Here is a 22139-nt window from a genome sequence, read left to right on the forward strand (position 1 = left end):
TAAGAAAAGTGTTTAGGAAGTTTCTTATCTTCACACAGGCCAGCAAATAATATAAAAACGTTAAAAGATATGTAAATTCGACAAATAACTAAGAGCCTTCAATTCATCTGAATTAAGTGCTCTCGGCTTTTTATTGCCAATTTATTTCAGGATGCAAAATAGAAGATTTTGCGGTCCGTGCGGTAGCCATGCCGGAATAAAAAGAAAGGGTAATTATGGATCGTGTCGTCGTTGCACATTCACCACTGAGTGAGTCATTACTATTCAAAAGCATGGTGGGTCATGAAGCCCTTTCGTGCATCTATCACTATGATATTGAATTTATTTGCAAAGATAACAGCCTTTCTCTACCTGATTTGCTGGGAAAACCTCTTACTCTTGAGTTAAACCCTCGCCCAGGTGTGACCCGCTACTTAAGCGGAATTATCACTCGCATGGCTTTTCTGGGGCATGAAAAACACCGAGAAGAATATTATACCTTTCGTGCGGAGGTCAGACCTGAATTATGGTACCTGACACAGAATTGCGGATTCCGTATTTGGCAAAAGCAAACTGTGAAGCAGATCATCGAAACGGTCTTGAATGAAGCTGGCATTATCTTTGAAAATAAACTGACGGGTGCCTATCGAGAATGGGAATTCTGCGTGCAGTATCAGGAAAGCACCTATGCATTCATACAGCGCTTAATGGAACACGAGGGCATCTATTTTTATTTCGAACATGCGTTGGATAAACAGACACTGATTCTGGCCGATGATCCTGCTATTCACACGCCATATCCTGGTTATGATTGCATTGAATATCATCAAGCCGCAGCGGGCGGATATGTGAATGATGAAAGTATCAATATCTGGCAAGCCACAGCCGCTATTTCTCCCAGTCTTTATCAGCACGATGATTACAATTATCTGGAAAGCAACGCTGATCTTTCCGCAAATGGCCAAATCGGTCAGTCACACGCAGAAAAGGTCGCGACCCAGCGTGAATGGCCGGGGCAATATCCCCAACAGGGAGATGGGCAAAATTACGTCAACGTACGCCAACAGGAGTTGGCCGCTCGCCAGTTGGAATCTGACGGGGTCGGAGATGCCTTTGGATTAGCGCCAGGTTATACCTTCGCGTTAACCAAAGCCCCCAGGGCGAGTGATGAAGGCCAATCCTTTTTGGTCACCGCCGTCGACTATCAGCTGGTTGAAAACAGTTACGCCAGTAACGATGAAGATTTTACCCGCCACTGCTTTCAGTTTCGCGTGGTGCCTGCCACGGTGAACTGGCGCCCTGCCCGCAACACACCTTGGCCGCGAACCAGCGGACCTCAAACCGCCGTGGTGGTCAACGCACCCGACGCCACTAAAGGCGATAACAGCACCGTAGCTACTGATGATTACGGGCGCGTGCGGGTCAAATTTCTCTGGTACAAAGCCGAGAATGAACAGGACCTCTACTCTTGCTGGCTGCGCGTATCCAGCGGCTGGGCAGGCAGCCAACAAGGCCATCATCAGGTGCCTCGCGTGGGTGAAGAAGTGGTGGTGGATTTCATCAACGGCGATCCCCACATGCCAGTCATTACCGGGCGCGTGTACAACAATCTGCTGACACAACCCGCCGCAGAGAGCCTGCTGACCATCGGGAGTGAAGGCGATGTCGCTGACAGCGACACCATTACCGCTGAAGCAGCCGACTCTTGGTCGTGGTCTAAAAGTGGCTTCTGGTCGCGTTCCGTAGGAAACAGCGATGCCAGTAACGGTAATTTCATCTCCTTTGAGGATCTCTCCGGTGATGAATCGTTGGACATTCACGCGCAAAAGGATCTCAACCTCTCGGCCAATAACGCCATTAAAATCTACGCCGCCAAAGAGGGCGACGGTGCGTTGAAGATCTGGGCGCCAGGCAAAGTCACCATTCACAGTAACGACACCGTCTCCACCAGTGCGCCCACCACCTATCACACCTCGCGCGGCAGCTATTACACCGTGACCGGTGCGAATTTCACCACCACCGGTATTGGCCTGTCGATCAACGGCGTCAATGGCACTGTCAATGCGGTGAGTAACGTGGCCGCCACCACAACCGACTTTGCGGTGAAAGGCTTGAGCATGGATTACACCTACATCAAGCGCAGTAAAACTCAGGTGGAATACAAAGCCGATCTGCAACGCTTCGAGCAAGTCCCCTTTTACACCCTACGCACCAACATGATGTCAATCATGAGTGGCGCGGTCAGTGACGGTCTGGGAAATACCTTGCAAGAGAAGATTAAAAAACTCACTGACGAGCGTGATGCGAGAAAAACCATCAAGCAGGAAGCCGACGACAAGAAAAAAACCGATTGGGAAAAACAGCGCGAAGAGAAGGTCACGCAGAAAAACAACCCGCCTACCCGTGAGCAGGCGGAGCGCGATAACCCGGCAGATGACAGCGATGGTGACAGCGTCTACTTTGATGCGGAAGGGTGAAGCGCGATGAATATCATCAAACCCCATCAGTTAGCGCTGATCTCGCGCCCCTACCGCTGGCAGCAGCAGGATTATCTCGGCATCGCCACCGTTGCCCTGCTGGATATGACCGCCCAGCCCCAGTTACGGGATGAACAAACGCTGTGGCGGCGCGTCAGTGACGAGATGCAGTCGCCCGATGGCGTGCTGGATTTGGCGATACCCAAACGCTGTGCCGAATTTCTTGCCAGTGGCCGAGGGTACGCACTGCCCGGTGCAAGCCAGTGCGACGTGGTGATTGAGGTCGAGCGACTGCGCAAGCAACAAAGATTAGCGCATCATCAAGCCGCACCGTTCCACGCTATCGCCTTCGACCATCCGATGCGCCGTGCCCTGATGGGGCAAAACTATGACGATCGTTGGATGCAGCACGACTACCCTGGCTTTGCCCGCGATACCGACTGGCGCGTATTCAATCAGGCACCCGCCGACCAGTGGTTTGAAGAGGCCACCACGCTGCCCCGTGCTGCCGCATGGCGTATTGAACATATGCATCCCGATCAGCTCGTGCAGCAAGGTCAGTTGCCGCTGTGGCAGGCACGCAGTTTTATTACCCGTCAACGCCAAGATTCGTTGCTGTTTGAAGAGGTGCCCATGCGCGCCACTACCCTGCACTTTCTGCCGCACTGCAACGAATTGATGCTGGTTTGGCACGGCAGTTGCGCCATCAACGAGGATGATGCTGCCGATGTGAAGTCACTGATGGTGGCGTTGGAACGCGAGCCAGCACCGCGCACTGTCGAGCACTATCGCCATGTCCACCAGCTTCGCACCGATCATGTGGATGCCGCGCTGCACGCCCTGCGCGACGGCGATTTAGTTGATGTACCGATTCTGACCACTGGCGCGATCAACCGCGACCCGGGTCCGTGGCTGCACAACCTTGCACGTTACGCAAATCGGCACCAGCCGCAAAGCACGCTAAGCGATTTCCCCATCGAAGAGGATATCGCCGCGCAGCTGACACGACATGAAGCCGAGGGCGAGCAGCACTATCAGCAGATGATGGCGCGCCATGAACAAGAATCGCGGCGCAGCAAGGCCGCCGATTTATCGCTGCCTGATGGCGCCGCAGCCTACCGTCAGCAACGCGACGAACTTAACGCCAATCGCCATTTGCTCGGTCCGCGTGACAGCGATATTGCCCGTAGCGAGAGCGCACTGCTTGAGAGCTACCGCCTGACCGCCGCGCAGCAGAAATCCGCGCCGCGACTGAGCCTCATAGAATCAGAAGCTGTTCGTCAGCAACTGATGCACTGCATGGCAAACAGCAAAGATGCGCGCGGCTGGGATTTAACCGGTGCCGATCTCTCAGGCCTCGATTTGCGGGGTATCGATCTGGAAAACGCATTACTGGAGAACGCTGATCTCAGTCACTGCCAACTGGAAGGCGCGGATCTGCGCGGTGCAATCCTGGTGCGTGCCGAATGTCATCACAGCCGCTTCACACACTGTTTGTTTGAGGGTGCCAATCTGGCGCAAGCACAGTGTTGGCATGCTGACTTTAGCGACAGCAGTCTTAACGATGTCGAACTGGGCGAGATTCAGCTCGAGCACTGCCGTTTTGATCGTGCCCTGCTGCGTCAACTCTTTGTGCAACAGGCCACAATTGCACACTGTCACTTCCCGCACGCGCTGCTCGACCGTTGTGACTGGATGGATCTACGGCTTGAGTCACTTGTTTTTACGCATGCGCAATTCAGCCAGTGCAACCTGATTCGCTGCGCGTTGCACGCCGTCACGTTTAGTCATGCTCAGGCACAAGGATTGGCGCTGGTGACTTGCCAATCACAAGATCTCTGTTTCGACGATGCCAGGCTTAAAAAGTGCATGTTTACCGCCGAGAGTCAGCTACCACACGCCCACTTTCGCCGCGCGACACTCACTGAGTGCAACCTGCGCGACATCAACTTGCAAGCGGCTTGCTTTGACGAAGCAACGCTGGAAAACAGTGATTTAAGCGGTGCCGATTGTCGACATGCCCGCTTGCGCTTGTTGCGCACCCGTTTCAGCCGCTTTGTGCGCACAGATTTCCGCGCCGCCCAACTCAACGGAAGCTGTCTGCTGGGTGCCGACCTGCAAAAGAGTCAGCTTGAAGGTTGCGATCTCAGCGACTGCAATCTGTTTCGCGCGGATGTGTCGCAAACCGTGACGGATAGCACCACCTGCTTTGACCATGCACTCACCGACAGCATGAAAACGCTGCCGCGCCGCCGAGAACACCAGGTATAAGCCATGACACCACAAGAAATCGCCCATGCCATTCAACAAGGTGAAATCCTTCACGCGCTATCACTGCAGCAGCGCGGCTTTGCCGGATTGGATCTCTCCGGTGGCAATTTCATTGCCATGGATCTCACCGGTGCCGATTTTCGCGGCTGTAATCTGCATCAGACCCAATTTAGCGAGTGCCAATTAACGGGCGCGCAGTTCGAAAACGCGCAGCTGCGCGAAACCTTATTCAGCCAGTGCCAGATGGTCGCCACGCAATTCAGCGGTTGTACCCTGACGGACTGCTTGTTCAATCAGTGCCAGTTAGCGGAAAGCGATTTCAGCGAGAGCATTCATATCAACAGTCAGTTCAATGAAGGCGACCTGAGCGACAGCAGCTTTCTGTTGGCCTCGCTGTATCAGAGCGGTTTTCTGACGCTGCCGGTCGAGCAACTGTTGCTGCGTCACGCCAGTCTGGAACAGTGCACCTTGATGAGTCTGGATTTGCGCCGTAGCGACCTGCACAGCAGCCGTTTTGCACTCTGCACCTTCTATCAGTGCGATATGCGTGGCGGGGACTATCGCCAACAGCATTTCGCTGGTAGTCAGTTCACGGTCAGCCAGCTGGATGAAGTGAGTTTTCAAGGTGCGGAATTAATGCAGTGCAACTTCAGCGAGGTCTCACTGCGTGGCGCGGACTTGCGCGGCGTGCAGGCCAGTCAAGCCCTGTTCACCCACAGCGATTTGCACGATGCACGCTGCTCTGAAGCGAATTTTAATCAAGCAGTTTTCATGCACGCCCGGTTGAATGAAGCCGATTTCAGCCATAGCCAGCTACAACGCACCGTGTTGCAACATGCCAAGGCCCCGCGCGCCAATTTTCAGCACTGCCAGTTGCATTACGCCGATTTTTCTTACGCCGAACTTGATCACGCTGACTTGCGCGATGCGCAGTGCTACCAGACCCGTTTTCACCGTGCCAGCCAACAGCAAAGCCAACTTTCCAGCCGTGACGGCATTATCGAACAGGATGACGCCCTGTTTGCCGCTGAAAAATGGCAACCGCAAACGCGTCTGACACCTCAGGAGGATCACCATGAACCACGCTGAAAATACTGTACCGCTGCCACTGGATTTGCCCTTACAAGCGGAAGGTGAGGTGTTAAACCTTGAGCCTGACGCAGCAGTACAGGTGGCCATTGATGGACGTCGTTGGTACTGCCTGCGCGCGGCCAGTTGCCTACTGACCCCCCAAATCGGTGATCGTGTGTTGCTCTGTCGCGCCGGTGAGCAACTGTGGTTACTGGCGGTATTAGTCCGCGCACAACCGCAACAAATGGCCGAATTGCACTGCGAGGGCCAGTTAACCTTCAGTGCCAGTCAGCGATTAACACTGCGCAGCCCGCAGTTTGCGTTACAAGCTGAGCACGGCGACTGTCAGATCAACCAGCTCAACTACCACGGCGATCAGGTTTCCGCATGGGTCACGTTGAGCCGCGTATTTGGCAAACGTTGCGAAAGCCTGTGGGAGAGCCTGAGCCAAATCAGCCATCACCTGTTGCGTCGCACCACGCACACCGAACAGGTACGCGCCGGACAACTCGATATTAAAACCAGCCAACTCACGCGCCTGCGCGCACCGACCACGCTGATCAGCAGCGAATCGCTGACGCGCGTCGATGGTAAACAGATTCACATGGGTTAAGAGGGAAACGTATGTTTGCAAATTGCCAGTGTGGCGGCACCGATCAAGCGGTGGCCGATGTGTGTAAAACCCCTGCGCCGACCACCTTTGTCAACCTGGCGCTCGGCAACACCGCCGTGCCGACAGCCAGCACGGTGTTGTTCACCGGGATGCCCGCCCACACGCTTTCCACCATCACACCCATGACTCAAGGGGATGAAGCAGGCGTACTGGGCGGTGTGATCTCCGAAACCTTTATGGGCTTGTCACGCCATCTTACAGGCTGCAATTCGCTGTTAATCAATGGTATGCCCGCGACGCGCATGGGCAGTGTCACGCAGCAGAACGTGGCTAATGCGCCCGGCGTACGTATCACGCCAAGCCAGACCACGGTGGCGTTATTGGCAACCTGAACGGCATCCGGGCGTAGCGGCGCGATTTATCGCGCATTCTATCGCAGCATGGCAGCCGCAGGTACGAGACATTCCCTAATGCAACACAGGTACGCAGGCCTTTACAACTCAATGATTTCACACAGGACGTTGATAAAAATGGAAATCAAACACAGCAAAGTCGCTTTCATCGCCGCACTTTTTGCGACGGCTATCACCGCAGGTTGCAAGGCTCCGCCACCCACCGTCACTGCCGACACCCTGGAAACCAGCACCGTCAATGACGTGGCGTTAGTGCACATGCATATCATCCAACCGCCGCAGCAGTTCAAACCGATCAACGCCGCCTATCGCACGTTATTCCCGGTGTCGCTGATCAATCGCCCTGATTACGGCGGTATGCGTATGGGAACACTGGAATCGGGTGCCACATTGCAGGTGCTCGGTGAGGTCGAAAACAGCTGGCTTGCGGTCGCGACCCAAGACAATGGTCAGCTCAGTGGCTATATCCCGTTCCGTGCCGCCGTACCCAGCGATCGTTATAACGCGACGGTAAAAGCCCAAGCCGCCCGCCCTCGCCGCGCTCAGCAGCAGTGTATCGGCGTGGGTGAAGGTGATAAGGCTTGCCGCAAAGGCAACTCATCCACCTGGGTTATTCAGTGATGCTGGCGCGCATCGCAGTACTCATCGGGCTGCTGATGTTGCTCAGTGGCTGCATGTCGTCCTCACGTCAGGTGCCGGCAAACTGGCAACTGACGTTAAACAGCGCACCGGGCGCCAATGACGGCGCGCCGATCAAGGTACGGGTATTAGTTTTACGCTCGGATGCGAATTCTCAGTCTGCTGACTTTTACTCACTGCAGAACAATGCCTCCACGGTATTGGGCGGAGATGTGCTGGATACCCAGCAACGCTTCCTGACCACCCAGCAACCGCAGCAGGTCATTAACGGCAACCCGTCGCTAGACGCCCACTATCTCGGGGTGATTGCGGAATACGCCAACATCAACGGCAAAACCTGGCGCGTTATCGTGCCGCTTCCGTCCCCGACTGAAACCAATTTCTACAAGTTCTGGCAGTTCTCACCCGATGCGTTACATGGCCGCGTCACCGCCACGTCAGCCGGGTTGCATCTCACAGCAAACGACGATTAAACGAACTCAGGAAGGCGCTATGCACACCGCAGACAAAGTGATTTGGAGCGAAGGGATGTTTCTGCGTCCCCACCATTTTCAACAGTCGGAACGCTGGCTAGAAGCGTACAGCCGCAGCTGGGGCAAACTGCAGTGTCCGTGGCATTGGGGTTTCATGACCCTAAGCTCGATCAGGCACTGCTGCGTCAGGGCAAACTGGCGATCAGCGAGGCCAGCGGCCTGCTGCCTGACGGCACGCCTTTTGCCATTACCGGTGCGGATAACGCCCCTGCACCGCTGGCCTTTACCAATATTCAGGAACCTGTCGATGTGGTGTTGGCCCTGCCAGAACAGCGCCAAGGGCAGACCGAGGTGATCTTCAGTGACACCAGTGATTCGCTGGCGCGTTATCTCAGCCAGGATCGCGAAGTGGACGATCTCAACGCCTCATCAGTCGGCCGCGCGCCGATGCAATTTGGCCGCTTGCGCCTTTGCCTGATGCCCGCTGCCGACCTTAATGCTGAGTGGACCGCCATCGGTGTTGCTCGTGTCAAACGCAGCGGTAACGATCGTGCCCTCACGCTCGATAGCGACTACATTCCGCCACTGTTGAACGGCCACATTTCTCCCATTCTCCATGCCTTTCTCAACGATATGCATGGGTTGTTACAGCAGCGCAGTGAGCAGATGGGCGAGCGCCTGCAACAGGCCGGACGCGGTGGCAACACGGAAATGATCGACTTTATGCTGCTCACTCTGATCAATCGCTACATCGGTCAGGTAGCGCATAGCCGTCGCCTGCCGCAGCTACACCCTGAACGTCTGTTTAGCGAGTGGTTGCAGTTCGCCACCGAGTTAGCCAGTTGGTCACCATCGCGTCGTCCCAGTGAACAGCTGCCGGTCTACGACCACGACAATCTCTATCTGAGTTTTAGCCGTCTGATGATCCAGCTGCGCCAAAGCCTGTCGCTGGTGATGGAAGAGAACGCGCTGCAATTGACGCTCACTGAACGTTCGCACGGGTTGTTTGTGGCGACCGTTTCCGACGTCAGCCTGATCCGCGATTACGGCTTTGTGCTGGCAGTTCGCGCTGACTTGCCGGGTGAAACGCTGATCACTCACTTCCCGGCACAGATGAAAATTGCGCCAGTGACGCGTATCCGTGACCTGGTACAGCTGCAACTGCCCGGTATTGCTTTACGCGTCATGCCCGCCGCGCCGCGCCAGATCCCTTGGCACTCTGGCTATGTCTATTTCGAACTGGAGCGCAGCGGCGAACTCTGGCAGCAGATGGCAAAAGCAGAAGCCTTTGCGCTGCATCTGGCTGGCGAATTCCCCGGCCTTGACCTGCAACTTTGGGCGCTGCGCCACGCGCGCAGCTAAGCACGGAGAGAAGCGATCATGATGCAGCCGCAGTCACTTAATGGCGAACTGGAAACCGCCATGCCGCATGAAAATCCGCTGGTGGCGCTTGCCAATCCACTGATCAACTCGATTGCACAGTTGCGCCATTCGGTCTCCCACGACAATCCGGCGGGTCTGCGTCAGCAGCTCATTGACCTGGTGCGCCGCTTTGAAGTGGCCTGTCAGCAGGCGCAACTGCCGTATGAAACCATTGTCGGTGCCCGTTACTGCTTGTGTACCTCACTGGATGAAGCGGCGGCCCTCACCCCCTGGGGCAGCCGAGATGTCTGGCCACGAAGCGGTCTGCTCGTGACGTTCCATAACGAAACCTGGGGTGGCGAAAAGTTCTTCCAGCTTTTGGCGCGGCTGTCACAGCATCCACAGCAGAACATCTTGCTGCTGGAGCTGATGAATGCCTGCCTGCTGCTGGGCTTTGAGGGCCGTTATCGCATCATGCAAAACGGACGCACCCAGCTGGAAACTTTAAAGCTACGCCTGTTGCAGCTGATCCGCTCGGTGCGCGGGCCTTATCCACCGCCGCTGTCACCGCAACCGCTGGATCAGCCAGTGCTGCAAAAATTGTGGAAACCGCTGATCCCCTTGTGGAGCTTTGCCGCCTTGCTGGCGCTGCTGGGATGTGCGGTGTATATCGCGCTCAACTGGCGTCTCAACCATTTTACCGCACCGGTGCTTTCGGCCATTTACCAAACCGACCTGCCGAAAGTGGACATTGCCCGTCCTGCTGCACCTGCGGCTCCCGCACTGGACCTGCGCCATTTCCTTGCACCGGAAATTGCGGAAGGGTTGGTGTCAGTGCGGGATGAAGCCACGCGCAGTGTGGTGTTGTTGCGCGGCGACGGCCTGTTTGACTCCGCCGCAACCACCATTCGCGATCGTTATCGCCCGGTGATCCGCCGCATCGCCCAAGCAATGGATAACGTCAACGGTCAGGTCCGCGTCAGTGGCTATACCGACAACGTGCCAATCCGCAGTGCACGCTTCAACTCCAACTATGCGCTGTCACTGGCACGTGCCCAGTCGGTGCAGGAGATGCTGGCTCAAGACCTGCGGCAGCCACAGCGCATCATCGTTGAGGGGCGTGGGGAGAGCAACCCGCTGGCAGCGAACGATTCCGCCGCCAATCGCGCTCGCAACCGCCGTGTAGAAATCACGCTGCTGGTTGCGCCCAAGCAGACTGAATCTGAACTCAACAGCGTGCACTAAAAGGAATGGCTATGATTCGCACCGTCTTTTCCATCGCCACCAGCCGCCTGATGTGGAGCGGTCTGGGTATTACGGCACTCTGTTTGCTAATTTGGACCGTGGGTCCACTGGTGGCGATTGGGGATTATCGTCCGCTGGAGTCGGCGTTGTATCGCTACATCGCCATCGCCATCCTCTACACACTGTGGATCAGCTATCGCGTGGTGCCGCGCCTGTGGCGTCGCTGGCAGAACCGTCGTTTGGTACAGCGGATGGCGCCACCGCCAGCAGACGTCGCCGACAACGAGGAGATCGTCGGCAGAACACCCCCTGGCTGAGCGTTTCAGTGAGGCCACGCAGCTGCTGCGTCAGGCGCGTTTTAACCGGCCAGAGAGCCGTCGCTGGCCACGCTGGATGCAAAAGCTGAATCGCCAGTATCTGTATCAACTGCCGTGGTACATGCTGATTGGCGCACCGGGAGCCGGAAAAACCACCGCGCTGGTCAACTCTGGATTGCATTTTCCACTGGCAGCGCAGTTTGGCAAAACCGCCCTGCGTGGCGTCGGCGGAACGCGACACTGCGACTGGTGGTTTACCGATGAAGCCATTCTGCTGGATACCGCGGGGCGCTATACCACCCAAGAGAGTGACCGTCAGCAAGATGCGCAGGAGTGGCGCAGCTTTATGGGGCTGCTGAAAAAGTACCGTCCACGTCAACCGGTTAACGGTGCCATCATCACCATCAGTGTCGGCGACTTGCTGAGTGAATCGGAAGAAGCGCGCCACCAGCAGGCCAGCGCCCTGCGTAAACGTCTGCTGGAACTGCGTGATCAACTGGCGATCCCCTTCCCAGTGTATGTCCTGGTGACCAAAACCGATCTGCTGAAAGGCTTTACCGCCAGCTTTGGCGCGATGAACAAGGCGCAGCGCGACCAGATCTGGGGCTTCACCTGGCCGTGGAGCGATCAGCAACTGGCGGTGGGCAATGAATTCGAACCCCAGTTTGATCGTCTGCATCAGCGCCTTGATGCCGGCCTGGCCGATTTGATGATCAACGAGCATGACAGCGTCAAGCGCGCTGAAATGTACTTGTTCCCGCAAGAGTTTCTGGCGCTGAAACCCTTGCTGAAACACTACCTTGACGTGGTGTTTGCCACCTCGGGTTATGACGCGAAACTGATTCCGCGTGGCGTTTATTTCACCAGCGGTACGCAGGAAGGTCTGCCGTTTGACCGCGTGATGGGACAAATGAGTCGCGCCCTGGGCTTACCGGCGCTGAGAGCGGCTAACAGCGAACCTGCACAACCCGGCCACGGCCAGAGTTTCTTCCTGCAACAGATGCTGACCGAAGTGGTGTTTAAAGAAGCCGGGCTGGCGGGCATTAACCGCTGGTGGGCAGTGCGCAACCGTCTGGTGCATCTGATTACTTACGCCGTGTTGGCGCTGATACTGTTAGTGGCGCTGATTGCCTGGTTTACCAGCTATCACCACAACAAAGGCTATCTGGCAGATGTCGAGCAGCGCGTGCCCGAGATTGAAAAACAGAGTAAAGCCTTATCGCCGCTGAACGGAGAAAACATCTTCTCTCAGCTGCCCTTCCTCAACAACCTGGCGGGCTTGCCGAACAGTGACCAACTCTCGGACTTAACTCAGCCACCGCTCAGCTGGCGCGCCGGGTTGTATCGCGGTGAAGAGGTCTCAACCGCATCTGATTCACTTTATCAACGCGCACTGGAGCAGATGCTGTTACCAGTGATAGCCCGCAACATCACCGACTGGCTGCGCAGTGATAACGGCAGTGACGTGGATTACAGCTACGAAGCGTTGAAAGCCTATCAGATGCTCTATCTACCCCAGCATTATGACGGCAAGTTCCTGCATGCCTGGGTGATGCTCAACGTACAGCGTACCCAAGGGGCCAATGCGCCGCAGGCACAGTTGAAAGCGTTGGATTATCACCTCGGCCAGCTGCTGGACGACAAAATCAACGCCTCGCCGTTTGAGCGCGACGAGCCGTTAGTGGTGCGCCAGATTGAGATGATCAGCCGTTCCCCACTCTCCACGCGCGTCTATGGTCGCCTCAAGCGCCTGTTGATGCCGCGCGTCAATCCCGGTGTCAGCGTCATCAATCTAAGCGGTGCCCAAACCGAACTGGTGTTTAGCCGTAAAAGCGGCAAACCCCTGACTGAAGCGATCCCCGGCTTCTTCACCCCAGCCGGTTACTGGGGACCGTTTAACAGCAACATTAAAAACGTGGCCACCAGCTTGTTACAGGAAGATCGCTGGGTGCTGACGCGCCGTGAAAGCACCGATGAACAGAACACGCTGGAAGAAACGGTGCGCCGTCTTTATCTCGATGACTACATGCGCCAGTGGGATGCGCTGTTGCAGGACATTCAACTGCAACCGATCAACAACCTGGGCGAACGCATCAACACCGCCCGCCTGCTGTCAGGTCGCACTTCGCCGTTGCGCCAGATGATCATTAATCTGAGCCGTAACCTGACGTTAACCCCACCCGAGGATGAGAAGGACAAGCAGGATAAGCCGTCGCTGCTGGAGCGCAGCACCCACTACGTCAACAACAATGCCACCGCGACGTTGCAAGCACTGTTCCGCGCGCGTAAAGCGGCGCAGAGCGGCAATATCGAAGCGCCAGAACAGCGTGTCATGGCCCACTACGCCAGCATTATTGAGCAGGCGCAGGTGAGCGATCCGAAAGAAAGCAGCATCCCGTTTGACGCGCAGCTGAAAGATATCGACGATCTCTACAGCTATCTCACCGCCGTGCAGGACGCCAGCAACAGCGGCATGTCGCCACCGGACAGCAGCATTATCTCCCGCATGCAGGCCGATGCCGGACGGCAGCCCGAACCCTTCCGCACCTTGCTGCTGGAACTGGCCGTCGGCGCCAGTAGCGATACGCAGAAGCGCAACATGAGCAATATGCAGAAACGGGCGGGTGTTGAGGTGGGCAGCTTTTGCCGCAGTGCCATTGCGGGACGCTATCCGTTTAATCGTAACGCCACCAGCGACGTGAAGCCCGATGACCTGGCGCGGATGTTCGCCCCAGGCAGTGGACTAATGGACAGTTTCTTCCGCGACAATCTCGCCAGCAAAGTGGATACCACGCACAGTGACTGGAGATATGCGCCAGGGGTGGACGGGAAAACGCTGCCGGGTGGCACCGCGCTATTACGCCCGTTCCAACAGGCGCAGGCGATCCGGGAAGCGCTGTTTGCCAATGGTGCCAGTACCCCCTCCTATCGCCTGACCATCACGCCGATCAGTATGGATAACAGCATCCTCAATCTGACCCTCGACGTCGACGGTCAACTGATTCGTTACAGCCACGGTCCGCAAACCCCTCAGGTGGTGAACTGGCCTGGCAGCGGTAACACCCAACAAGTGCGCATGCAGATTGGTCTGACCGATGGCACCACTAACACGCTGAATACCACGGCCGTGGGCACTCAACCGCCTGTTTGATAAAGCCAGTTTGCATCCCGGCAGCAATCAGAGTCAGCAAGCGACATTTTCGCTCGGTGGTCATCAAGTGGTGCTGGCCTACACGCCTAACAGCGTGCGCAACCCGCTGCAACTGCCTGGGTTCAGTTGCCCATGAATACCGCACCTCAGCAAGATAAACGCGGACACCGTATTTCGTAGGGTGCGCATTCATGCGCACCGGGAACACGCAGAAGGCCGCCATCAATGGCGCCCCTACAAGGACCTGTCAATGCAGCAATCCTCACAATTGGGCTGGTACGGCAAACTGCCTGGCAGCGGTGACTTTATGCGCCGCCGCCTGCCCACGCGGCTGGTGGAGAGCTGGGCGCAGTGGTTCCAGAACAGTTTGCCTCGGCTGGCGCAGCAGCCTGCAACCGGTCGCGCACCGGTCTGGAATTTCATTGTGCCTGCCACACTCGGCGTGCCGATGATTCAGATGGGCTGCCTGCTACCCACGCGCGATCGTGTGGGCCGACAGTATCCGCTCTGTGCCATGCAGTTGTTCACGCCGCAGCACTGGCACGCCATGCAATTACACACTGCCGGTGATTGGTATTACCAACTGGGGAAGACCCTTACGCTGGCGGTGCAGAACCGCTACAGCGGCGATCAATTCGATGCTGCGTTAAACGCCTTACCGGCACAGCTCGCACGGCCACCCCAGTCAGATGTGTTTGATGTGATCGGTTATCAGAACACCCCCTGCAATTTGAACTGGCCGCAGGTGGTGCACTACTTCGATCCCGCGCAGTACAGCAGTTTTTGGTGGAGTAACCAAAGCGATGGCAGCGCCTTCTACAGCCATTCGCACAGCGGCAATTTCACCACACAGCTATTCCTCCGTTTGTTCAATCCTCCCCATGTCAGCCGCGGCGAGCCGCCGCTGTTTGGCCAGCTTTAACGGTGAAAAGATGAATGTAGCAATTCCGCTTGAACCGCTGCGCGACGATGCGCCCTGCGGCGATGATCTTGAGTATGACGCGGCTTTTATGGCGCTGGAACAGGCGCGCAGCGGCAAAGCCGAGCAGCAGTTTGGCAACACCATCATTCCGGCAGAGCCGCCAGACTGGCAATTGGTGGCGCAACAGGCTGAACAGCTACTGACGCGCACCCGTGATATCCGCCTGCTGCTGATCCTGAGCGAGGCCTGGACGCATACCAACGGCCTTGCGGGCTGTGCCGAAGGATTAACCCTGCTGAGTGACGCGCTGACACGTTATTGGCCGACGCTGCATCCTGCGCTGGAGTTTGATGGCGAACCGGACCTGCTGATGCGCGTCAGTGCATTAGCCGCGCTCGGTCCGCAATCAGGTTTAAGCCGTGCGCTGCGTAACAGTTGGCTGCTGAAAAGTGCCACAGGTGAAATCACGCTGCGAGATGCCATTGCACTGCTCGATGGCAGCAAAAGCGAAGTGGCAGAATTTCCAGGCGGCGTACCACGTTTGCGCGAAGCGCTACAGCAACCCGACCTCGGTAATGCTCAGGCGCTTCGTACCCTCGCGCAGCATTTCACTATGCTGCGCCGCTGCCTGGAGCAGCATCTGGTCGCGGCAGATATGCCCGATTTGGCGACCACTGAGAAAGCATTGGCGCTACTGCTGCCGTTGCTGCCCTCGCGGGATGAGCCAGAATGGGTCGCCGCTCAGCCTGAAAGTGCAGAACAGCCCTCACCTGAAGCAGTAGCGTCAAAGGTGCTTTCGCCTGCCCTTCGCTGGCAGCAGGTTCCCCTTACTTCACGCGAAGACGCCGAACTGATGCTGGAGAAAGTCCGCCTCTACTTTCTGCAGCATGAGCCGAGTCATCCGGCGCCGATCATGCTGGAACGGGTACAACGTCTGATTCAACTCGATTTTCTCGACATTATTCGTGACCTGGCGCCCGACGCCGTCACCCAGCTGCAGGGCCTGTTTGGCCGTGCGGGCGAATAAAACGCCTGAATCTCAGGCACATCACTCATGGAGAACACTATGGCTAACTTCCCCACCATTAAACGCGCCCGCAGTGGACAGAAGTTCATCTCGCGCAACCGAGCGCCACGCGTGCAGATCGAGTATGACGTGGAGATTTATGGATCAGATCGCAAAGTGCAGCTGCCTTTCGTGATGGGCGTGATGGCGGATCTGGTGGGCCAACCCCTCGTCGATCAGCTAGAGATCGCTGAGCGTAACTTCCTCGAAGTGGATATTGATAACTTTGATGAACGCATGAAAGCGCTGAAGCCTCATCTGGCTTATCACGTCGATAACACCCTGACCGGTGAAGGCAAAGTGGGGGTCGACCTCACCTTCAACAGCATGGATGACTTCCTGCCCGATGCCATCGTGCGTCGCGTCGAACCGCTTAATGAGCTGCTGGAGGCGCGGACGCAGCTCTCCAACTTGCTCTCGTATATGGACGGCAAAAACGGTGCTGAAGCGCTGATTGCTGAAGTGCTACAGAACCCGACCCTACTGAAAACGCTAGCTGCTGCCCCTAAACCTGCCACCGCGTCAAACGATGACAGCGAAACGGAGAAACATGATGAGTAATGCCGCATCCCAAACCGCACGTTTACAGACAGACACCGTGACGCAAAGCGATTTTAGTGCGTTGTTAAATAAAGAGTTTCGCCCTAACAATGACCAAGCGCGTGACGCCATCTCGCAGGCCGTACAAACGCTGGCCGCCCAGGCGCTAGAGAACACGCTGCCCGTCTCGGAAGATGCCTATCGCACCATCCAGGCATTGATTGCAGAAATCGATGCCAAGCTGTCACAGCAGGTTAACGCCATCATGCACCACGAGAGTTTTCAGCAACTCGAAGGGGCATGGCGCGGTCTGCACTATTTGGTGAACAACACCGAAACCGATGAGATGCTGAAAATCCGCGTGATGAGCATCAGCAAACGCGAGCTGAGCCGCACGCTTAAGCGCTACAAGGGCGTGGGCTGGGATCAAAGCCCACTGTTCAAGAAAATCTATGAAGAAGAGTACGGCCAGTTTGGTGGCGAACCCTACGGCTGCCTGGTCGGCGACTACTACTTTGACCACAGCCCGCCCGATGTTGAACTGCTGGGAGAGTTAGCGAAAATTGGTGCGGCGGCCCACTGTCCGGTGATCACCGGTGCTGCACCCAGCGCTTTGCAAATGGAGTCGTGGCAAGAACTGGCGAACCCACGCGATATCACCAAAATCTTCACCAACACCGAGTATGCCGCCTGGCGCACGCTGCGCGAGAGCGAAGACACCCGCTATCTCGGCTTGGTGATGCCGCGCTTCCTCGCACGTCTGCCGTACGGTGTGCGCACCAATCCGGTGGACAGCTTCGATTTCACCGAAGACACCGAAGGGGCAACGCACAAAAACTACACCTGGGCCAACGCGGCCTATGCCATGGCGGCCAACATCAACCGCTCCTTTAAGCAGTTTGGCTGGAGCACCTCGATTCGTGGCGTGGAATCCGGCGGCTCGGTGGAGAACCTGCCGTGCCACGTATTCCCTACCGATGACGGCGGCGTGGACATGAAGTGCCCAACGGAAATCGCCATCAGCGACCGCCGTGAAGCCGAGCTGGCGAAAAATGGCTTTATCCCGCTGGTACACCGCAAGAACTCTGACTTTGCCGCCTTTATCGGCGCGCAATCGCTGCAGAAGCCCGAAGATTATTACGATGCCGATGCCGCGGCTAACGCCCAATTGGCTGCGCGTCTGCCGTATCTGTTCGCCTGCTGCCGCTTTGCCCATTACTTGAAGTGCATCGTGCGCGACAAGATTGGTTCCTTCCAGGAGCGTGCCGACATGGAGCGCTGGCTGAACTCGTGGATCATCCGCTACGTCGATGGTGATCCGGTTAACTCCACCCAGGAAACCAAAGCGCGTAAGCCGTTGGCTGACGCCCGCGTGACCGTGGAAGAGCAAGAAGATAACCCAGGCTACTACGCCGCCAAGTTCTTCCTGCGCCCGCATTACCAGCTTGAAGGCCTGACGGTATCACTGCGTCTGGTTTCGAAATTACCTTCGCTGAAACAGCAGCAAGGCTAAAACCCTCTGGGCGCACGTTCCCGCCCATTTTGCTTGTTCATTACTAAAGGAGTTCGACCCGCATGACCATTGCAATGTATTTGAAGCCAGAAGGTGTTGAAGGCGAATCTAAAGACTCAGCGCACACGGGCTGGATCGACATTCTCTCTTTCAACTGGGGTGCCAACCAGCCAAACAACATGAGCGTTGGCGGCGGCGGCGGTGCAGGTAAGGTGAATTACCAGGATCTGCATGTACACGCGCGTATTGATAAAGCCACGCCCACGCTGATGTTGTACTGCTCCAACGGTAAGCACATCCCTTCCCTGGAGTTCCACGTCACCAAAGCCGGTGGTTCGCAGATTATTTACAACAAAATCAACCTGACCGAAGTGTTGGTCACCAGCGTGCAGTTCACCGGTTCACGTGATGATGACACCGTAGGGATTGAGTACTCGTTCCAGGCAGCACAGGTCGAAGAGATTTACACCCAGCAGTCCGAAGACGGTGCAGCAGGTGCGGATACCACCTTTGGCTGGAACATCAAAACCAACACCGCGTCGTAATCGTTTCGAGCGGTTGGTGCAGGCGGCCTCGCTGCCGCCTGCCTGCCCGTAACAAACCGTAGCGGTGTGATACATCGCGCCGCTACGGTTTGCATCACCCCTTTATGCAGGTAATGCCTATGCGATTCACTCTTGTTGACAGTAAAAACGGCGTTCAGCCACCGCTGACCAGCGTCGATTTCTATCCTCCAGGCGGCACCATTGGCCGCAGTGAAGACAATAACTTTATCCTGCCGGACGACAGCCGTGCCATCTCACGCCTGCAACTGCTGGTGCACACCTCTGCTGAAGGTGAATGCCGTATTACTAACCGTGGCAACGTGATTAACGTCGATTTTAACGGTATTCCGCTAGAGCATGGTCGCCAGGTTGAGTTGCAAAGCGGCGATCTGCTGGGTATTGGGGATTACACGCTGGAAGTCAGCGCGATTGATGGTCAAATGCCTGCACCGCGCGTAAACAATGCACAGACAACCCAAGCGAAACCGATACAGCGCAGCGCGGAGTCCACGGTGCCCGGGGAAATTTGGGAGAGCTTGTCGCGTGACTTCACCGCCCCCAAAGTGGCACCCGCGATCGCTGAAACCCACCATCCACTGACGCAACCGGCAGCCAAAGCCTTAAACCCGATAGACCCGCTGGCACAGGAAGCGCAGCATACTGAGCTGGCGCAGTTGGATGTACGCGAGAACGATCCCGCACGCCTTTTCGCCGAGAGTGACCTGTTCCAGCAGCCGACCATACTGCAAGATGCCACACCCACCACACTGCGTGACCAACCGCAGGTGGCGCATCAGCAGCCACAAACGGAAATCGATCCCTTAGCACTGTTTGGCAGCAGCGGCAGCGCTCAGCCCGATAGCAGCGATCCTTTCGGGCTGATGAATGCGCAGGCGCAGCCTTTAACACCGCCGGATCTGTTCCAGCCTGAGGCGGCCCCGATTATCGCTGCGGTGCCGACGCCCTCACCCGCGCCGATCCCAGAAGTGCAGCAACCGGCGGAACCGGCGCCGATCCCCACGCCGCGCATACAGCAAATCAGCCCTGAGCACTCGAATGCCAGCCGTGCCAGTGGGCGTATGGGAATTGATCCGGTCAGCTATAAAACCGCAGCCCAGCGACGCGCTGCCAACACCCCAGGCGTCGATGCCGACCTGTTGCAGGCGTTTCTCAACGGTGCCGATCTCGCAGATATTGATGCCAAACCCCATCTTGACCAGGAGCAGATGCATTTGCTGGGTCAGTTGCTGAGCCTGTTTTCGCAAGGCACGGTGGCGCTGCTCTCATCACGCACCATGCTGAAGCGCGGGGTCAATGCCGAGATGACCATGATCCTCGAACAGGCTAACAACCCGTTCAAGCTGCTGCCGTCAGGGAAAAGCGTGCTGGTGCAGATGTTCAGTAGCCAAATGCCGGGATTTATGGAGCCGGAGAAAGCAGTGCGTGATGCGCTGGTTGATTTACAGGCGCATCAACTGGGGATGATCGCAGGCATCCGCGCCATCATCACGGCGATGCTGCAATCCTTTAATCCTGACAACTTGCAGCAGGAAGAGAATGGCCGCCATCTGTTTGCCGCCTCACGTAAAGCGGCGCGCTGGGACAGCTTCGTAAAACGTTATCAAACCATTGCCAGCGAAATCGACGACGATTTCCACACGCTGTTCGGTGAAGCCTTCCTGCACGCTTACGACGTTGAAGTGAACCATTACAAAGACCTGCAAACGCAAAAAACGGATAAATGATGAATATAACGTTCGCGTCCATCAGCCATCAGGGCAAACGTAGCAGCAATCAGGATCGACTCGCGAACGCATTGGGCGCACGCGCCGCCTGCTTCGTCATGTGTGACGGTATTGCCGGACAACAGGGTGGCGATACGGCAGCGCGTCTGGCGTGTGAAACCATCATGACGCAATTCGACGGCGATAATCATCTCGATGCGCAGCTGATCCGGGGTTATATCGCTGCGGCCAATCAGGCCATCAAGCAACAGCAGCATAGCGATGATGTTTTAAAAAACATGGGCACCACGTTAGTGAGTTTGTTTATCGATCGTGACTATCAACTCGCTTATTGGGCACATGCCGGTGACAGCCGGCTCTATCACTTCCGCCGTGGCTACCTGCTGGAAATGACGCGCGATCACAGTCTGGCTCAGCGCATGCAGGATGCCGGTTACCCCTCAGATGCTATCAATCAGAACCTGCTCTATTTCGCGTTAGGCATGAAAGAAGAGCGCGAAGCCAGCTACAGCGACGTGTTGGCGCTGGAAGATGGGGATGTTTTCCTGCTGTGCACCGATGGATTCTGGCATGAAATGGAAGTCAGTGACCTGGAGCAGACGCTGCGCATGGTCAGCAATCCGCAAGAGTGGCTGGCATTGCTACAGCGGATGAAACCCGACGACAACGGCGACAATTTTAGCGCCATGGCGGTGTGGATGGGTGATCCGCAGGAGTCGACCCTGCTGAGTTCGTTCAGTGATGCGCAGCGTATTTTGCTGTCACAGCGTGACTGAGGAGATGCCATGAAAATCGCTTCCACAATGTTGCTGTCGCTGCTGCTGATGCCGTTAGTCAGCGAAGCAAAAAGTGTGCGTATCGTTTGGTCCCCCACGCTGCGCCTCAGCGCCTGGCTGGATAACGTGGTCGATGGTCGGGTAAAAAGTTGGTGCGACGAGAGCGTGGCCCTGCACTTCGAGCCTCAAGGTGAGTTGAAACAAGATGCCATTGAGACGTTTTTGCCGCAGGTGGGTCAGCTATTGAAACGCCAGTGCCACGCACTGAATGCGTTGCACTGGACGTTGATCGACAGCAGTGGCAAAGCGGTGCGCGAAGGTGATGTGACGGAGAAAAATAACTGGCGCATCCCGCCGAAACCGAAAGCGGTGATTGCACAGGCTGACACCACGCCGTGGCAGCGTTTTCGCATCAATGACCGCTGTCAGCTCCGCACCTATTGGCCTGCCTCAGGCGATGCGCGCTTCACGTTTGACGCCCATCCACAATGTGACAAAGACGACTGGATAAACGGCGCGGGCACACTGCATCAGGGTGAAGTCACCACCACATTGTGGTTCCTGCAAGGTTATCCACTGATTGACCTGCCCGCTGGCGCTCACGATGCACAGGTGGTGGCGGCCAATAATCAGCGGCTGATTCTCGCCAGCGCGAACGATGCGCAAAGTTGGCTGCTGCTGCCTTGGGATCCCGACCATCTTGCCTGGCGCTTCCATGGCGATGTGCTGATGAAAGCCAGTGAAGCACAAATGCGCGATGACAATGCCAACGCTCAGCTGATGGCCGATGCGCTGCATCGCTGGCAGATCGACGCCAGTGCCAGCCAGCTGAATTGGCATCGCGTTGACGACCTACAGTTGCAACAGCGCGACCCCACACAGCCTGCGAGCTAGCCCCTCTATTGCGGCACGATTCATTGTGCTTATCCGAAGCTGCGTCGCGGCTGAGATACGCGCAATAAATTGCGCCGCTACACAACAGGCGGCCGCAGGAAACCGTCGCGGCACTATTCATCGTGCT

Annotated in this window: 16 protein-coding genes and 2 pseudogenes; all 18 read left to right on the forward strand. The window is 56.6% G+C overall.

The genetic code is table 11. The annotated features are described in order from the left end of the window. The first annotated feature begins 215 nt into the window (after positions 1-215). The 18 genes and pseudogenes from HA51_RS25420 (at position 216) to HA51_RS25505 (ending at position 22012) form a co-directional block, all read left to right on the forward strand. Positions 216-2456, forward strand: coding sequence for a type VI secretion system Vgr family protein (locus HA51_RS25420; RefSeq protein WP_084938228.1), 2241 nt, complete (start codon positions 216-218; stop codon positions 2454-2456). A 6-nt stretch (positions 2457-2462) separates the two neighbouring features. Continuing rightward, a complete protein-coding gene (locus HA51_RS25425; protein ID WP_084938229.1) occupies positions 2463-4727 on the forward strand; it encodes a DUF2169 family type VI secretion system accessory protein in 2265 nt (754 codons plus the stop codon). Positions 4728-4730: 3 nt separating this feature from the next. Continuing rightward, positions 4731-5816: a pentapeptide repeat-containing protein gene (locus tag HA51_RS25430; protein WP_084938230.1), complete on the forward strand. Its 1086-nt coding sequence runs from the start codon at positions 4731-4733 to the stop codon at positions 5814-5816. Continuing rightward, the gene (locus HA51_RS25435) at positions 5803-6411 is read left to right on the forward strand and encodes a DUF3540 domain-containing protein (RefSeq protein WP_084938231.1); all 609 of its coding nucleotides are present in this window, start codon (positions 5803-5805) and stop codon (positions 6409-6411) included. Before HA51_RS25430 ends, HA51_RS25435 begins: the two co-directional genes overlap by 14 nt. Positions 6412-6422: 11 nt before the next feature. Further along, a complete protein-coding gene (locus tag HA51_RS25440; protein WP_084938232.1) occupies positions 6423-6803 on the forward strand; it encodes a DUF4150 domain-containing protein in 381 nt (126 codons plus the stop codon). Between the two features lie 138 nt (positions 6804-6941). Continuing rightward, entirely contained in the window at positions 6942-7445 is a 504-nt protein-coding gene (locus HA51_RS25445) for an SH3 domain-containing protein (RefSeq protein WP_084938233.1), read from the forward strand. After that, the gene (gene tssJ, locus HA51_RS25450) at positions 7406-7936 is read left to right on the forward strand and encodes a type VI secretion system lipoprotein TssJ (protein ID WP_425435804.1); all 531 of its coding nucleotides are present in this window, start codon (positions 7406-7408) and stop codon (positions 7934-7936) included. The genes HA51_RS25445 and tssJ overlap by 40 nt, the downstream gene beginning before the upstream one ends. Before the next feature lie 19 nt (positions 7937-7955). Beyond that, positions 7956-9298, forward strand: a pseudogene (gene tssK, locus HA51_RS25455) (type VI secretion system baseplate subunit TssK). 21 nt (positions 9299-9319) lie between these two features. After that, positions 9320-10543 (forward strand): DotU family type VI secretion system protein, encoded by a 1224-nt coding sequence (locus HA51_RS25460; RefSeq protein ID WP_084938243.1) that lies wholly within the window; start codon positions 9320-9322, stop codon positions 10541-10543. An 11-nt stretch (positions 10544-10554) separates the two neighbouring features. Then, a pseudogene (tssM, locus tag HA51_RS25465) lies at positions 10555-14147 on the forward strand (type VI secretion system membrane subunit TssM). Positions 14148-14261: 114 nt separating this feature from the next. Next, positions 14262-14933, forward strand: a complete 672-nt coding sequence (tagF, locus tag HA51_RS25470) for a type VI secretion system-associated protein TagF (protein ID WP_084938235.1) — start codon at positions 14262-14264, stop codon at positions 14931-14933. A 10-nt stretch (positions 14934-14943) separates the two neighbouring features. Beyond that, complete coding sequence (gene tssA / locus HA51_RS25475; RefSeq protein WP_084938236.1) at positions 14944-15960, forward strand: type VI secretion system protein TssA; 1017 nt, start codon at positions 14944-14946, stop codon at positions 15958-15960. A 27-nt stretch (positions 15961-15987) separates the two neighbouring features. Next, positions 15988-16560: a type VI secretion system contractile sheath small subunit gene (tssB, locus tag HA51_RS25480; protein ID WP_084938237.1), complete on the forward strand. Its 573-nt coding sequence runs from the start codon at positions 15988-15990 to the stop codon at positions 16558-16560. Further along, positions 16553-18052 (forward strand): type VI secretion system contractile sheath large subunit, encoded by a 1500-nt coding sequence (tssC, locus tag HA51_RS25485; RefSeq protein WP_084938238.1) that lies wholly within the window; start codon positions 16553-16555, stop codon positions 18050-18052. Before tssB ends, tssC begins: the two co-directional genes overlap by 8 nt. Before the next feature lie 62 nt (positions 18053-18114). Continuing rightward, complete coding sequence (locus HA51_RS25490) at positions 18115-18597, forward strand: Hcp family type VI secretion system effector (RefSeq protein ID WP_084938239.1); 483 nt, start codon at positions 18115-18117, stop codon at positions 18595-18597. Positions 18598-18716: 119 nt separating this feature from the next. Further along, on the forward strand, positions 18717-20342 hold the full coding sequence (tagH, locus tag HA51_RS25495) for a type VI secretion system-associated FHA domain protein TagH (RefSeq protein ID WP_084938240.1): 1626 nt from the start codon (positions 18717-18719) through the stop codon (positions 20340-20342). Then, on the forward strand, positions 20342-21118 hold the full coding sequence (locus tag HA51_RS25500; RefSeq protein ID WP_084938241.1) for a PP2C family protein-serine/threonine phosphatase: 777 nt from the start codon (positions 20342-20344) through the stop codon (positions 21116-21118). Before tagH ends, HA51_RS25500 begins: the two co-directional genes overlap by 1 nt. Positions 21119-21127: 9 nt before the next feature. Further along, positions 21128-22012 (forward strand): hypothetical protein, encoded by an 885-nt coding sequence (locus tag HA51_RS25505; protein ID WP_084938242.1) that lies wholly within the window; start codon positions 21128-21130, stop codon positions 22010-22012. Positions 22013-22139: the final 127 nt, after the last annotated feature.

Origin of the sequence: Pantoea rwandensis, from assembly GCF_002095475.1 — a bacterium.
In the GTDB taxonomy this organism is placed as follows: domain Bacteria; phylum Pseudomonadota; class Gammaproteobacteria; order Enterobacterales; family Enterobacteriaceae; genus Pantoea; species Pantoea rwandensis.

What these genes read in the sequence shown, in the direction of transcription:
- tssB (WP_084938237.1), top strand. Translation starts at nt 15,988, where the DNA reads ATGGAGAACACTATGGCTAACTTCCCCACCATTAAACGCGCCCGCAGT.
- HA51_RS25460 (WP_084938243.1), top strand. Translation starts at nt 9,320, where the DNA reads ATGCAGCCGCAGTCACTTAATGGCGAACTGGAAACCGCCATGCCGCAT.
- HA51_RS25430 (WP_084938230.1), top strand. Translation starts at nt 4,731, where the DNA reads ATGACACCACAAGAAATCGCCCATGCCATTCAACAAGGTGAAATCCTT.
- HA51_RS25440 (WP_084938232.1), top strand. Translation starts at nt 6,423, where the DNA reads ATGTTTGCAAATTGCCAGTGTGGCGGCACCGATCAAGCGGTGGCCGAT.
- tagH (WP_084938240.1), top strand. Translation starts at nt 18,717, where the DNA reads ATGCGATTCACTCTTGTTGACAGTAAAAACGGCGTTCAGCCACCGCTG.
- tssC (WP_084938238.1), top strand. Translation starts at nt 16,553, where the DNA reads ATGAGTAATGCCGCATCCCAAACCGCACGTTTACAGACAGACACCGTG.
- HA51_RS25490 (WP_084938239.1), top strand. Translation starts at nt 18,115, where the DNA reads ATGACCATTGCAATGTATTTGAAGCCAGAAGGTGTTGAAGGCGAATCT.
- HA51_RS25420 (WP_084938228.1), top strand. Translation starts at nt 216, where the DNA reads ATGGATCGTGTCGTCGTTGCACATTCACCACTGAGTGAGTCATTACTA.
- HA51_RS25425 (WP_084938229.1), top strand. Translation starts at nt 2,463, where the DNA reads ATGAATATCATCAAACCCCATCAGTTAGCGCTGATCTCGCGCCCCTAC.
- tagF (WP_084938235.1), top strand. Translation starts at nt 14,262, where the DNA reads ATGCAGCAATCCTCACAATTGGGCTGGTACGGCAAACTGCCTGGCAGC.
- HA51_RS25435 (WP_084938231.1), top strand. Translation starts at nt 5,803, where the DNA reads ATGAACCACGCTGAAAATACTGTACCGCTGCCACTGGATTTGCCCTTA.
- tssA (WP_084938236.1), top strand. Translation starts at nt 14,944, where the DNA reads ATGAATGTAGCAATTCCGCTTGAACCGCTGCGCGACGATGCGCCCTGC.
- HA51_RS25445 (WP_084938233.1), top strand. Translation starts at nt 6,942, where the DNA reads ATGGAAATCAAACACAGCAAAGTCGCTTTCATCGCCGCACTTTTTGCG.
- HA51_RS25505 (WP_084938242.1), top strand. Translation starts at nt 21,128, where the DNA reads ATGAAAATCGCTTCCACAATGTTGCTGTCGCTGCTGCTGATGCCGTTA.
- HA51_RS25500 (WP_084938241.1), top strand. Translation starts at nt 20,342, where the DNA reads ATGAATATAACGTTCGCGTCCATCAGCCATCAGGGCAAACGTAGCAGC.